At 62.2% G+C, this 14249-nt stretch carries 11 protein-coding genes and 1 pseudogene; 9 read left to right on the top strand and 3 right to left on the bottom strand.

Annotated elements, in window-relative coordinates; translation table 11 throughout:
* Positions 1 to 123: 123 nt before the first annotated feature.
* Both AC3FOF_RS37950 and AC3FOF_RS37955 read right to left on the bottom strand, forming a co-directional pair.
* Positions 124 to 1536, bottom strand: coding sequence for a heavy metal sensor histidine kinase (locus AC3FOF_RS37950; RefSeq protein ID WP_488729550.1), 1413 nt, complete (start codon positions 1534 to 1536; stop codon positions 124 to 126).
* Complete coding sequence (locus tag AC3FOF_RS37955; RefSeq protein ID WP_276265300.1) at positions 1533 to 2219, bottom strand: heavy metal response regulator transcription factor; 687 nt, start codon at positions 2217 to 2219, stop codon at positions 1533 to 1535. Before AC3FOF_RS37955 ends, AC3FOF_RS37950 begins: the two co-directional genes overlap by 4 nt.
* Before the next feature lie 203 nt (positions 2220 to 2422).
* Here AC3FOF_RS37955 and AC3FOF_RS37960 point away from each other — a divergent pair, with 203 nt between their 5' ends.
* From AC3FOF_RS37960 to copD, 4 genes are read left to right on the top strand one after another with little or no spacing between them, the layout of a single operon-like run.
* Complete coding sequence (locus tag AC3FOF_RS37960; RefSeq protein WP_488729551.1) at positions 2423 to 4276, top strand: copper resistance system multicopper oxidase; 1854 nt, start codon at positions 2423 to 2425, stop codon at positions 4274 to 4276.
* 17 nt (positions 4277 to 4293) lie between these two features.
* The gene (locus AC3FOF_RS37965) at positions 4294 to 5436 is read left to right on the top strand and encodes a copper resistance protein B (RefSeq protein ID WP_488729552.1); all 1143 of its coding nucleotides are present in this window, start codon (positions 4294 to 4296) and stop codon (positions 5434 to 5436) included.
* Positions 5437 to 5474: 38 nt separating this feature from the next.
* The gene (copC, locus tag AC3FOF_RS37970; protein WP_276265297.1) at positions 5475 to 5861 is read left to right on the top strand and encodes a copper homeostasis periplasmic binding protein CopC; all 387 of its coding nucleotides are present in this window, start codon (positions 5475 to 5477) and stop codon (positions 5859 to 5861) included.
* Between the two features lie 7 nt (positions 5862 to 5868).
* Entirely contained in the window at positions 5869 to 6786 is a 918-nt protein-coding gene (copD, locus tag AC3FOF_RS37975) for a copper homeostasis membrane protein CopD (RefSeq protein WP_488729553.1), read from the top strand.
* On the opposite strand, the gene AC3FOF_RS37980 is transcribed toward copD, so the two are convergent.
* Positions 6775 to 7008 carry a hypothetical protein gene (locus AC3FOF_RS37980; protein WP_488729554.1) on the bottom strand — a complete coding sequence of 78 codons (234 nt, stop codon included), beginning with the start codon at positions 7006 to 7008 and terminating at the stop codon, positions 6775 to 6777. The genes copD and AC3FOF_RS37980 overlap by 12 nt on opposite strands.
* A 117-nt stretch (positions 7009 to 7125) precedes the next feature.
* On the opposite strand from AC3FOF_RS37980, the gene AC3FOF_RS37985 reads away from it, so the two are divergent.
* From AC3FOF_RS37985 to AC3FOF_RS38005, 5 genes and pseudogenes are all read left to right on the top strand, one after another.
* A complete protein-coding gene (locus tag AC3FOF_RS37985; RefSeq protein WP_488729555.1) occupies positions 7126 to 9657 on the top strand; it encodes a heavy metal translocating P-type ATPase in 2532 nt (843 codons plus the stop codon).
* Positions 9658 to 10185: 528 nt separating this feature from the next.
* On the top strand, positions 10186 to 12759 hold the full coding sequence (locus AC3FOF_RS37990) for a heavy metal translocating P-type ATPase (protein ID WP_488729556.1): 2574 nt from the start codon (positions 10186 to 10188) through the stop codon (positions 12757 to 12759).
* 91 nt (positions 12760 to 12850) lie between these two features.
* Positions 12851 to 13012 (top strand): glutaredoxin family protein, encoded by a 162-nt coding sequence (locus tag AC3FOF_RS37995; protein WP_488729569.1) that lies wholly within the window; start codon positions 12851 to 12853, stop codon positions 13010 to 13012.
* Between the two features lie 67 nt (positions 13013 to 13079).
* Positions 13080 to 13329: pseudogene (locus tag AC3FOF_RS38000) on the top strand (MerR family DNA-binding transcriptional regulator).
* A gap of 276 nt (positions 13330 to 13605) precedes the next feature.
* On the top strand, positions 13606 to 13800 hold the full coding sequence (locus AC3FOF_RS38005; RefSeq protein ID WP_488729557.1) for a heavy-metal-associated domain-containing protein: 195 nt from the start codon (positions 13606 to 13608) through the stop codon (positions 13798 to 13800).
* Positions 13801 to 14249 lie beyond the last annotated feature (449 nt).

Consider the following 14249-nt stretch of genomic DNA (forward strand, 5'->3'; position numbering starts at 1 on the left):
AAGCGGGCTTTTCTTCGATCGACATCCCTTGCTCAATAGGCACAGCCCGTCGCTGCGCGCGTTGCTTCTGGACTTGCTCGGGGGTGACCGGCTCGCGGTACATGCAATGGGAAGCGATTGAGGTCAAATTCCAGATGCCCCCCCACTGCGACCGACATTTCGGTGGCGCGGGAATGTCAAGATGAAACGCGTTTTGCCGCCCGACGATTCCGCCGAAACCAAGCCGCCGTGTGCGACCATAATGGCCTGTGTGATGGAAAGTCCCAGTCCCACGTTGTCGGAATCGGCGCGCGTCCTTGACTTGTCGGCACGGAAGAAGCGGTCGAATAGCAAAGGCAGCAACTCGGCGCTGATTTCCTCGCCCTCATTCTCGACCACAATGGTCGTATTGCCGCCCTGCTCGCGCGCCTCGACCCGGATCTCCTTGCCTGGTGGTGTGTAGCGTAGCGCGTTCGACAGAAGGTTGCTGAGCGCCCGGCGCAGCATCAGATGATCGCCGGTAATCTTCGCTTGACCGTGAAGGCGCAGATTGACGCCCTTGTCCTCCGCCAGCGCATCGTAGAACTCGAACAGCGCCTGCACTTCAGCGGCCACGTCGATTGCTTCCTCGTTGGGCAGTGTAATGCCGTGCTCCATCTTGGCCAAGTACAACATATCGGAGACCATCCGGCCAAGGCGCTGCAATTCTTCGGCATTCGAGGTAAGAACCTCGCGGTACTTGGCGGCGTCCCGTGGTTGCGACAGCACGACATGCGTCTGCGTCATCAGGTTGGTAATCGGCGTCCGCAACTCGTGGGCCAGGTCCGAAGAAAACTCAGATAGCCGCCGAAAATCAGCCTGCAGTCGCTCCAGCATGGCATTCAACGTTGCCGCCAGATCTGCCATCTCCACCGGCACCGCTTCCACCGGCATGCGCGCATCCAGCTTGTTCGCCGTGACGCCCTTGGCTCGCGTGGCCATCATGCGCAAGGGCACCAGTCCGCGTCGCGCCGCCCACCAACCAAAGAGGCCGCTAGCGGCCACCGCCAATGCCGTATAGAACGCCAGCGAATGGCGAAACGCATGCATAAAATGCGCATGGATTTTCGTGTCCATGCCGACCACGACGCGCAATGGCGCAATCCGCGGGTCAGCCGCACTCACCTGCGCACGCATGCCGCGGTATTCCTGCTCGCCTTGCTGCCAGACGAAGGTATCGTCACTCGCCAAATCGCGTGGGATTACCTCGAAAGCAATCGCAAAATCGAAATCCTTGGTCGCATACACCTTGTGGCCCTGTGCCGTCTGCACCTGAGCGACGAAGCCAGGGTGGTGATCGACCATTTCCTGAAGCCGCTGGGGCAATCGCTCGGCCGGCGTTTCCTTCGCGATCTTTTCGATCAGGCGAATATTGTCGCCGAGCACCACATAATCCTCGGTGGCAAAGTGGCGGTCCATCGCCAGCCAGATGACCACGCCGAGCCCTAGCAACACCACCGCAGACGAAAGCGAAAACAGAATGGTCAGCCGCATCGTCAGGGACAGGCGATGTGTCATGGCTGCTCCTCCGGCGCTTCCAGCACATAGCCCATGCCGCGTACGGTCTGGATCAGCTTGGTGTCGAAGTCGTCATCGATCTTTGCCCGCAAGCGGCGAATGGCCACATCGATCACGTTGCTATCGCTGTCGAAATTCATGTCCCAGACTTGGGAGGCAATCAACGAGCGCGGCAGCACCTCACCGTGCCGGCGCGCGAACAACTCGAGCAGCGCGAATTCCTTGCTGGTCAGCGTGATGCGGCGCCCTGACCGCGACGCCCGGCGCCTGCCCAAATCCAGCACGAGGTCGCCCACCTGAATGCGGTCCATGGCCAGCTGTACGGTCCCGCGGCGCAGTAGCGTGCGCACGCGCGCCAACAGTTCCGCGAACGCAAACGGCTTGACGAGATAGTCGTCAGCGCCCAGCTCCAACCCCCTGACCCGGTCGGCCACGCTGTCGCGGGCCGTTAGGAATAACACCGGCACTGGGTTGTCCGTGGCACGAATTGCCTGCAGAATGTGCCAGCCATCGAGCTCCGGTAACATGATGTCGAGGATGATCAGGTCGTACGACTCGTTAAGCGCCATGTGCTGTCCGTCCAGCCCGTTGGCGACCAAGTCGACCACGAACCCAGCCTCGGTCAGCCCCTGGCGCAGGTACTCGCCGGTTTTGGATTCATCTTCTACCACCAGCAGCTTCATCTTCGAGTCTCCCCCCTGTTCCTTCGGACTGTGTGCCTGCCCGTTGGGGCCGACTCTATGCGGGAGTAGTCTACCCAGCCGCTTCCCGAATGATCCCAACCTTACCAGAATGTAATGTTTGGGTAAGTTGACGGTAGCCTCGCTCTCGTTACTCTCTTGCTGCCGCCTTCCGACGCGGCCATTCAAGCAAAGAGGACTATTTCATGCGACGTGATCGACCGTCTGGCCTTGTTCTGCCTAACCTGCAGCGCCGCCGTTTTGTACAGGGCCTGGCCGCCGGTGGAGTGGTGGCGGGGCTGTCTGGCTTGGGCGGTTCGGCCTGGGCCCAGCCGTCAGGCCGACCGGCAGATGTCTTATCCGGCACAGCACCAGTGCTGCGCGGAACCGAATTCGACCTCGTGATTGGCGAGTCGGTGGTCAACTTCACCGGGACGCCGCGCGTGGCCACCACCATTAACGGCATGTTGCCGGGGCCCACGCTGCGCTGGCGCCAGGGCGAAACAGTGACGATTCGGGTCACGAACCGGTTGCGCGAACACACGTCGATTCATTGGCACGGGATCATCCTGCCCTTCGAGATGGACGGCGTGCCAGGCATCAGCTTTGCCGGCATCGCGCCGGGCGAGACCTTCACCTACCGCTTCAAGATCGATCAGACCGGCAGCTATTGGTATCACTCGCATTCGGGCTTCCAGGAGATGACCGGCGTGTATGGCGGCATTGTCATCGATCCGGCCACTGGCGTGGATGGTGTGCGAGCCGATCGCGATTACACGGTGCTGCTCTCGGATTGGACCGACGAAGATCCGATGCGGGTGCTCTCGAAACTGAAGGTTCAGAGCGATTACTACAACTACAACCAACCGACGGCTATCGACTTCTTCCGCGACGTCTCCAATGAGGGAATGAAGAGTGCGCTCGCCAAGCGCAAGATGTGGAACGAGATGCGGATGAGCCCGACCGATCTGGCGGATCTCTCGGGCGCCACGCTGACTTACCTGACTAACGGCGTCACCCCCGCCGGCAACTGGACCGGTGTGTTCAAGCCGGGCGAAAAGGTCCGTCTGCGGTTTATCAACGGCGCGGGTAACACGTTCTACGATGTGCGCATTCCTGGCCTCAAGCTCAAGGTCGTCCAAGTCGATGGGCAGAATATTGAACCGGTGACTGTGGACGAATTCCGCTTCGGACCAGGTGAAACCTGTGACGTGCTGGTCGAGCCGCGCGACGAGGCTTATACCATTTTTTCGCAGTCGATGGACCGCACCGGCTACGCGCGTGGCACCCTGGCGACCCGGGCCGGGCTGACGGCGCCGGTGCCCGCGGTGGATAAGCCGCAGTGGCTCACCATGGCCGACATGATGGGCAGCATGGGAGGCATGGATCACGGCGCCATGGGCGGAATGAGCCATGGCAGCATGGCCATGCACGGCATGAACCATGACGCAATAGCCATGGATCACAGCCAGCATGCTGCCGGGGACATGACAGGTATGGCAGGCATGGCGACCGAGGCGTCGCTGAAGGTGCCTAGCACCAAGGCTCGGCACGCCAAGACCGAGTACGGCGCCACCACCGATATGCGTGTCGACATGGCGCGCACCAATCTGGATGACCCGGGCATTGGCTTGCGCGACACCGGACGCCGCGTTCTGACACTGGCTGATCAGCATACCATTGGCGGCCCGTTGGACAAGCGCGGTGCGGGGCGCGAAGTGGAACTGCATTTGACCGGCAACATGGAGCGGTACTCCTGGTCCTTCGATGGGGTGGAGTTCGGGAATTCGACTCCGGTCCATTTTAAATACGGCGAGCGGCTGCGCGTCATTCTGCACAACGACACGATGATGACGCATCCGATGCACATGCATGGCATGTGGAGCGAGCTTGAGTCGCCGGATGGCGCCTTCTTGGCCCGACGACACACCATTGCCGTGCAGCCAGCGCAACGCATCAGTTTTCTGGTCACGGCCGACGCATTGGGCCGGTGGGCGTGGCATTGCCACCTGATGTTGCACATGGACGCCGGGATGTTCCGCGAAGTGGTTGTGGCCTGACCTTTACCGATACGCACATGGATAAACCAACAAGAACAGTACTTGCCGCCTTGCTTGCGTCCGCGGGCATGAGTGCGGCTTGGGCTCAGCACTCACACTCCGAAGAGGTTCGAGCGAAAACCTCGTCGCCCGCCGTTGCGCAGGAGGCGAAATCCGCTCCGAAATCGAAGTCTTCGGACAAGGTTGGCGGCACTGCGGCGACGGACGCCCAGATGCAAGGCATGGATTCGATGCAGGGTATGGACCACAGCCAGATGCAAGGCATGGGTTCGATGCAGGGCATGGACCACAGCCAGATGCAGGGCATGGGTTCGATGCAGGGCATGGACCACGGCCAAATGCAAGGCATGGGTTCGATGCAGGGCATGGACCACAGCCAAATGCAAGGCATGGATCATGGCGACATGCAGATGCAGGGTGGCAGCGCACCTGCGGCCGCGCGCGATCCGCATGGGTATTCGGGTGGGTATCAGCTCGGCGTAGGCCAATATGCCATCGGTCCAAACCGTTCACTGCACATGGCAGACGAACACGTGTTTGCCTCAGTACTCGTTGACCGGTTGGAATGGGTCAAGGGAAATGAGAGCAATGCCGCTGTCTATGAGGCGCAGGCGTGGATCGGCAGCAGCTTTAACCGCCTCGTGATCAAGGCCGAGGGTGAATCGGAGAAACGCAGGATTCCGGAGGCCCGCACCGAGCTGCTGTGGGGCCATGCCATTTCCGCCTATTGGGACACACAGTTGGGTATCCGCAACGATGCCGGCTATGGCCGACCGACCCGGAACTGGCTGGCCTTCGGTGTGCAAGGCCTGGCGCCATACTGGTTTGAGGTCGATGCCACCGGCTATATCGGCACCGAAGGCCGCACCGCGCTGCGCCTGTCAGCCGAGTATGAATTGCTGATTACCCAGCGCCTGATCCTGCAACCCAGAGTCGAGGCCAATCTTTACGGAAAGAACGATCCGGAGGTCGGCGTGGGCAGCGGGCTGTCCAGCGGTGCCGTGGGGCTGCGTCTGCGCTACGAGGTCAGCCGTCAGTTCGCGCCGTATATCGGCATTGAACGGTACCAAAGCTTTGGCAATACCGCCGACATGGTTCGCACCTCAGGCGGCCGAAGTGGCGAAACCCGTTTCGTAGCGGGCGTTCGCATGTGGTTCTAACCACGTTTTTCAACCCACATTCTTATTTGGAGTTCACCATGCAAGCGCCCCGCTTCACGATCCGTGCCACACTGGCCGTCGCTGCCGTGCTGGCTAGTTCCCCTGCCTTCGCGCATCCGAAGCTGGAGTCTTCTTCGCCCGCCGACAAGGCTGAAGTTTCTTCGCCACAGAAGATCGAACTGAAATTCTCAGAGAACCTGGTGACCCAGTTCTCCGGAGCCAACCTCGTCATGACCGGCATGCCTGGCATGGCCAACCATGCGTCGATGAAGGTTGCCGCCAAGGTTTCCGGCAGCGACGATCCCAAGACCATGGTGATCACCCCGGCCCAGACGCTGGCGCCTGGCAGCTACCGCGTCGATTGGCGTGCAGTGTCGTCCGACACGCACCCGATTAACGGCAATATCGCGTTCACCGTGAAGTGATCCGCCGATGGACTGGGCAACTGTTGCAGTGCGTTTCGCACTCTATTTCGATCTGGCCGCGCTGTTTGGTTTGCCGCTGTTTGGCTTGTACGCACTGCGCCATGATGAAATGGCGTCGCCAACTGGTGCGCGCTTTTTGACGATCGGCATGATGGTTGCGGCCCTGGGCATCATCCTGTCGATGGCCAATATTGCCATCATGGCCAAGGCCATGACCGGTGCCGCGTCCTACGCCGAACTGCAAGGCCATGTCTTCGAAATGATCGTGACAGGCACCGCGTTTGGCGCGGCCTGGGCCGTGCGGCTCGTTGCCCTGCTCCTCTGCGTGCTGGTCGTGTTGTTTGTCCGCAAGCGGCCGGGGTTTCAATTCGGCGTTCTGGCTGCAGCGGGCGGCATCGCGTTGTCGACGCTTGCCTGGGGCGGCCATGGCGTCATGAATGATGGCATTCGACGCTACATTCACCTGAGCTCGGATATCGCTCATCTGATGGCCGCCGGTGCATGGGTCGGCGCTCTGCTCGCCTTCGTCCTGTTGTCCCAACCGTCCGCCACGCCTGGCAAGGTTGCGTTACTGAGCCGCACCTCCAACGGCTTCGCCCAGGTGGGCACGGTCGTCGTCGCAACCTTGGTCAGCACGGGCGTCGTGAACTATTGGTTGATTGTCGGTCCAGTCTTGCCGGAGTTGTCACTGAGCTCATACGGCGGACTACTGGTGGCAAAGCTGGCGCTGTTCGCTACCATGCTCGCCCTTGCCGCGGCTAACCGCTTTCATTTGAGCCCGCGCCTGGAGCATGCCGTACGGGCAGGCGATCATGCCGCCGCCGCTCTTAGCTTGCGCCGCAGTCTGATGTTCGAGACCAGTGCGGCAACGCTTATTCTGGCTCTCGTCGCCTCGCTCGGCATCCTATCCCCCTCAGGCATGTAGCCACTGTTTTCCGGAACCGCGCAGCAAGGCTGCGCCTGCCAATCTCTTAAGCAACCGCCAAGGAGGCTCCATCAAGACGATCAAGCCGTTGCTGCTGGCTTTGGGCCTGTCGCCGATGCTGGTCTGGGCCGCAGGCAGCATGGACGGCCATGCGAGCCCGCCAGCGCCATTAAGTCCGCAGCCGGCCAAGATCTCGCTCACGGTTGACGTGACCATGAACATGAGCGCCAGCTGTCGATCGTGACGGCAATGGCAAACGGCTCATCGGAAAAAGCTTGACATTGACGCGGTAGGAAGGTGAAGAATCAAAACGGCGTCGCAAATGCAAAGGGCATAGCCATGAATCATCAACTGCATCACCACGGAGAGCAAGTGGGCACCCAGAAAGAATCCGCATTGCTGGATGGAGAGCCCAAGGATCCTGTATGCGGCATGAGCGTGACATCCGAATCGCCTCATCGCGAAACCCAGGACGGCAAGCACTACTGGTTTTGCAGTACGCGCTGCCAAGACAAGTTCATTGCCGATCCCGCGCGCTATGTAGTGAGCGTTGCGCAGGCCGAAGCGCCGCACGCTGGCGCGTTCTATGTGTGCCCCATGCACCCTGAAGTGCGTCAGGACCACCCCGGCCGCTGCCCCAAGTGCCAGATGCATCTGGTGCCTGAAAGTGAGGCCCAGCATGGCTCGGGCGGAGCACATCACCACGGTCATCATGCCCATCATGCGGGGAACCACGCGCAGCCGGAATCCGCGGCCGTGCCGGCGCAAACGCCTGCTGGCACGATCTACACCTGCCCCATGCACCCCGAGGTGCAGCAGGATCATCCGGGTAGCTGCCCCAAGTGCCGCATGTCGCTGGAGCCGATCATTCCACTGGACGAGGAAGATAACAGCGAGTTGAAGGATTTTCAGCGGCGCTTTTGGTGGACGCTGCCGCTCACGCTGGTTGTCGCCATCCTGGCCATGTTTGGCCATCGTCTGGGCTGGTTCAACATGCAGACCCAGACCTGGATTGAGTTGGTCCTGTCCCTGCCCGTGGTGCTATGGACCGGCTGGCCATTCTTCGTGCGAGGCTGGCAATCGATCACCCACCGCAGCCCGAACATGTGGACGCTGATCGGCCTGGGATCGGCTGCGGCCTTTGTCTATAGCATCGTCGCCACCGTTGCGCCGGGCGTGTTTCCCAACTCGTTCGTATCGATGGGCCGCGTGGCCGTGTATTTCGAGGCGGCGGTGGTCATCATTTCCTTGACCATGCTGGGCCAGATCATCGAGTTGAAAGCACGCTCCCAGACCTCCGCGGCCATCAAGTCTCTGTTGGGCTTGGCACCGAAGACCGCGCGACGCATCAACGCGGATGGCAGTGAGGAAGATGTGCCGCTCAATCATGTACATGTCGGCGACCTGCTGCGCGTGCGTCCTGGCGAGAAAGTCCCGGTCGATGGCGTCGTCACCGAAGGGCGCAGCGCGGTCGACGAATCCATGCTCACCGGAGAGCCGGTGCCAGTGAGCAAGCGTGCCGGCGACAAGCTGATCGGTGCCACGCTCAACACCAACGGCGCTCTGGTGATGCGGTCCGAGAAAGTCGGCGCGGCCACCATGCTGTCGCAGATTGTGCAGATGGTTGCCTCGGCCCAGCGCTCCAAGGCGCCCATGCAGCGCATGGCCGACGTGGTGGCGGGCAAGTTCGTCATGGTTGTGGTGCTGATCGCCATTGCCACATTCCTGGTCTGGGGTCTGATCGGACCGGAGCCGAGCTGGGTGTTCGGGCTGATCAACGCGGTGGCCGTGCTGATCATCGCGTGTCCGTGTGCTCTGGGGTTGGCGACGCCCATGTCGGTGATGGTGTCCACTGGCCGCGCCGCCAAACAAGGCGTTCTGTTCCGCGATGCCAGCGCGATCGAAAGGATGCGCGAGGTCGATACCCTGATCGTGGACAAGACCGGCACCCTCACGGAGGGCAAGCCTGCATTCGACACCGCCATTGCCACCTCCGGCTTTACTCCCGATGAAGTGCTGCGGCTGGCGGCCAGCCTGGACCAGGGCAGTGAACACCCGCTGGCCGATGCCATTGTCAACGCGGCCCGCGCAAAGGGCCTGCAGCTGGCGAAGCCAGTCGATTTCGAGTCGGGAAGTGGTATTGGCGTGCGTGGCACCGTTGAGGGCCGGCGCCTGGCGTTGGGCAACACAGCGCTGATGGAACAGGAAGGCGTGGTTGTGTCGGCATTGCGAGCCGACGGGGAGCGCCTGCGCGGTGAAGGTGCCAGCATCATGCACCTGGCTGTCGATGGCGAATTCGCAGGCATTCTGGCGGTAACCGATCCCATCAAGGCCAGCACGCCCGAGGCCATCCGGACCTTGCACGCGAGTGGCCTGCGTATCGTGATGGCAACCGGAGATGGACTCACCACCGCCAAGGCCGTGGGGGCCAAGCTAGGCATTGATGAAGTGCACGGCGAAGTCAAGCCCGCCGACAAACTGGCACTGGTGGAGCGGCTGCAGAAAGAAGGCCATGTGGTCGCCATGGCAGGGGACGGCATCAACGATGCTCCCGCGCTGGCCAGGGCCGATGTGGGTGTGGCGATGGGAACCGGCACTGACGTGGCGATGAACAGTGGCCAGGTCACCTTGATCAAGGGCGACCTGCGCGGCATAGCGGCATCGCGCGAAGTCTCCATTGACACGGTGCGCAACATGCGGCAGAACCTGATGTTCGCCTTCATCTACAACGGTATTGGTGTACCGATTGCTGCCGGAGTCCTGTACCCGGTCACCGGCTGGCTGCTGTCCCCCATGATCGCGGCGCTGGCGATGAGCTTGAGCTCGGCCTCGGTGATCTTCAATGCGCTGCGGCTGCGTGGAACAAAGTAGTAACCACCCAGGACTCTGCGATTTACATCTGTGCTCAATCCAATGCTCCTTCGAGTTGAGGCCAAGGGAGCCGAATCAGCACATTGGCTGTTGGCGCCACCCTGCCCTCCCTGGGCGAGCGGGCCGCACTGCCTCAATGGCTATGGGCGCACCTTCGTCTCCTGCTCGGCATCACGGGCTGCGTCCTGGTCTGGGGCGGCATGCATAGCGAGAGCGGTCGGCCCAGAATCCATCGCTGGCTGATGCTCTCCGTCCCCACGGGATGGTTCATTGTCGGGATCATCACTCAGTTTCCACTCGTCGACGCCCCGCTGGCCACTGCATACCATCTCATTGCCGTCTACTTCCTCGCAGCCTCGGCCATCGAACTTTGGAGAGATCGCCTCGATTACCCGCTCCCCTTGGCGTTGCGGGGCCGACGGCACGCCAAACTTGCGCTTCGCGAAAGAAGTCACCCACAGGCCTTGACCTTCCCGTGGTGGGAATCTCTAAGCTCTGCTTCAACACAGACATTCAAGGGGTAGTTCAATGGCTTCCGTTGCCCTCCAACAAGGTGCCAATCCATCCAGGTCCTTGGGCACCCGCCTGAGCCTGCCGGTCGAAGGCATGACCTGTGCATCGTGCGTCGGCCGCGTCGAGCGCGCGCTGAAAGCGGTCCCCGGCGTGCAGATGGCCGCGGTCAATCTAGCCACCGAGCGCGCCGACATCACCTTCACCCGCGTGGCCGATGCGCAGGCGGCTGTCCGCGCCATCGAGAGCGCCGGCTACTCTGTCCGCGAAGAGACCACCGAGCTCGCGATCGAGGAAATGACCTGCGCGTCGTGTGTGGGCCGGGTTGAGAAGGCGCTCGCACAGATCCCGGGCGTGCTCGATGCCAATGTCAACCTGGCGACCGAGCGCGCGCGGGTGCGCCACCTTGCCGGCGTCGTCTCCACGGCCGACCTTGAAGCGGCGGTCGAACAGGCGGGTTACAAGCCCCGCCGCTTGTCCGCCGAATCGGCGAATGTAGGCGATCGGGACACAGAGCGACGCGAGAGCGAGGCACGGGCGCTGCGGCGTTCTTTACTCATTGCAGCCATCCTCACCCTGCCAGTCTTCATCCTCGAGATGGGCTCGCACCTTGTTCCCGCCATGCATCATTGGGTGATGGGTGTTCTGGGTGAGCAGACGAGCTGGACTGTGCAGTTCGCGCTCGCCACCCTGGTCCTGTTCGGTCCGGGTCTGCGCTTCTTCCGCAAGGGCGTACCGGCGTTGCTGCGCGGTGCCCCCGACATGAACTCGCTGGTCTCGGTCGGCACGGCGGCGGCTTACGGCTATTCGGTGGTCGCGACCTTCGTCCCCGAAGTGCTGCCGCAGGGCACCGCCAACGTCTATTTCGAAGCCGCTGCGGTCATCGTGACCTTGATCCTGCTCGGACGCACGCTGGAGGCGCGCGCCAAGGGGCGCACTTCGCAGGCGATCACGCGGCTCGTCGGACTTCAGGCCAAGACCGCGCGCGTCGAGCGCAACGGCGATACGGTCGAGATTGCGCTCGACCAGGTGACGACCGGTGACGTCGTGCGCGTTCGTCCGGGCGAGAAGATTCCGGTCGACGGCAAGGTCATCGAGGGCGCTTCCTACGTTGACGAGAGCATGATCACCGGCGAGCCGGTGCCCGTGGCTAAGGGGGTGGGCGCCGAAGTCGTCGGCGGCACGATCAACAAGACGGGCGCTTTCAGTTTCCGCGTCACCCAGGTCGGCGCGAATACGGTGCTCGCGCAGATCATTCGCCTGGTCGAGGAAGCGCAGGGTTCCAAGCTGCCGATCCAGGCGCTGGTCGACAAGGTGACCATGTGGTTCGTCCCGGCGGTGATGGCAGCGGCAGCGCTGACCTTCCTGGTCTGGCTGATCTTCGGTCCGGACCCGGCGCTGACCTTCGCGCTTGTCAATGCGGTCGCGGTTCTCATTATCGCCTGCCCGTGCGCCATGGGGCTGGCCACGCCGACCTCGATCATGGTCGGTACGGGCCGCGCGGCCGAGCTCGGCGTTCTCTTCCGCAAGGGCGAAGCCTTGCAGGCGCTGCGCGATGTGAGCGTCATCGCTCTCGACAAGACCGGCACGCTGACCAAAGGACGCCCCGAGCTGACCGACCTCGTTCCCGCGGAGGGCTTCGAGTACAACGAAGTTCTCGCTCTCGTTGCGGCGATTGAGACCCGTTCCGAGCACCCGATCGCCGAAGCGATCGTCGTAGCCGCAAAGCAGCGGGACATCACGCTCGCACCCATCGAGGGCTTCGACGCAACCCCGGGCTTCGGCGTGTCGGCCAAGGTCGCCGGTCGGACGGTCGCCGTCGGCGCGGACCGGTTCATGACGCAGCTCGGTCTTGATGTGGCGAGCTTGCTGCCGACCGCCCAGCGTCTCGGCGCGCAAGGCAAGAGTCCGCTCTACGCGGCGATCGACGGCCGCTTGGCGGCGGTGATCGCGGTCGCCGATCCGATCAAGGAGACGACGCCCGAGGCGATCAAGGCGCTGCACGCGCTTGGACTCAAGGTCGCGATGATCACCGGCGACAATGCGGCGACGGCCGCGGCGATCGCCAGGCAGCTTGGCATCGATGAGGTCGCGGCCGAGGTCTTGCCCGACGGCAAGGTCGCAGCGCTGAAGAAGTTCCGGGTCCATGGCGCGCGGGTCGCCTTCGTGGGCGACGGTATCAACGATGCGCCGGCGCTCGCCGAAGCGGACGTTGGGCTCGCCATCGGCACGGGAACTGATGTGGCGATCGAGGCGGCTGACGTGGTGCTGATGTCGGGCGACCTGCGTGGCGTGCCGAATGCCATCGCACTCAGCCAGGCGACGATCCGCAACATCAAGCAGAACCTGTTCTGGGCCTTCGCCTACAACGCCGTGCTGATCCCGGTCGCGGCGGGCGCGTTCTACCCGGTGAACGGCACCTTGCTTTCGCCGATCTTTGCCGCAGCCGCGATGGCGCTCTCCAGTGTCTTCGTGCTCGGCAACGCGCTCCGGCTCAAGCGCTTGCGGGCACCCATGACGGTCGAAACCGGCACCGAGACGCCGGGGAGCGGGACGGCATCGCCCCAGTCACGCCTGGTGAATGACCATTGACCCCGGGCCGAAACGCCGCCTGACTGAACACCAAAACAAGAAGGAGGAGGCCGTCATGGCTAGCGCATCTCATCCCCAAGTCATCATCTACATGACACCGACTTGCCCCGACTGCCGGACGCTGAAGGCTTGGCTCGCGAGAGAGGGGATCGCATTCGAAGAACGCGATCTCTCCGGCCCCGAGATCATGGCGGAAGCCAAGGCGCGCACCGGGTGCGTGTCGCACCGATCATCTTGGTGGGTGAGAAGGTAGCATCGGCGCGTAGGCAAGCCCCCGGATTGCGGGTGGGTTCTGATTGGTCCCCCAGGAGGAATGAACGATGAATATCGGTCAAGCAGCCAAGTTCTCCGGCGTCTCGGCGAAGATGATTCGCTACTACGAACGGATTGGCTTGATTCCGAAAGCCATTCGTTCTGATGCCGGCTACCGACATTACAGCTCGCCGGACGTGCATAGCCTTCGCTTCATCCGTCGCGCACGCGACCTTGGCTTAAGCGATGGCGCAAACGCTCGAGCACCTGGCCAATCGCTACCACGGTAGTGACCGCCCGAATTGCCCGATCCTTTAGGACGCCTCGGTTTGGGGTCGACACACCCGCCTCGCCACGCCGCCACGGTGACTCATTCGTGAGCCGAGGTGAACCCGCATCAGCTTTCTCAGCCTCGCTCTTATCCAATCGAGGTCAACGCTCTCCGATGGTCATCCCTTCTCGAGCTCGCTCAAACGCGGGGGCCAGAATCTCACCATTGAAGTCGAAGTAAGAAATTTCGCCGAAAAACGTTTGACATGACCACGCTGTCAAAGCCCATATTAGTCGGACACAGTAACCAACCAGGAGATCAAGATGCTTCGTTTCTACATTCCAAACATGGCCTGCGGCGGCTGCGCCAAGTCCGTCACCAAGGCGCTGCTGAGCGTCGACCCGCAAGCCAGCATCGAAACCGACCCGCCCGCGCGTGAAGTTCGGGTCGATAGCGCCTTGGACGAGAGCGCTTTCCTCTCGGCTCTTAGCGAGGCCGGGTACCCGGACAAGCAGTGACCCGAAGCGATGACAGATTGATCGGAGAGGGATATTCATGCACATCAAGCATCTTCTAGCGATCGGCGTGGCGGTGAAAGGCATTGCGGCACCGCCGCCATTCGCGGAGAGTTGCTGATCGCTTTCACCGACAAGGCGGCGGATCAGCCAATCACGCCAGCAGTGCGGTGCTAGCCATGGTGGACTTAGGGCCGCGCTGCAGCCGCATTCGGTGGTTTTCAGCTACTTGCGCGAGGCCGATTAGGCCACTAGGGCTGAGCGCAAAGGGGAGCCGTGCCGCCGGGCAGCAGCGCGACGTAGATCACTGACGCCGCAGTTGGCAGTCAGTGCCGGACCGTTGATAGTTGCAGCAGAGCTCACACATCGGTCCTCTTTGCGGCAACCGATTCTGGCACGGAGTATCGCGTTTCATACGCGCGACCATTATCCGACCATGGTGCGCCAGTCAT

Source organism: Cupriavidus sp. 96C5-1 (assembly GCF_057798855.1).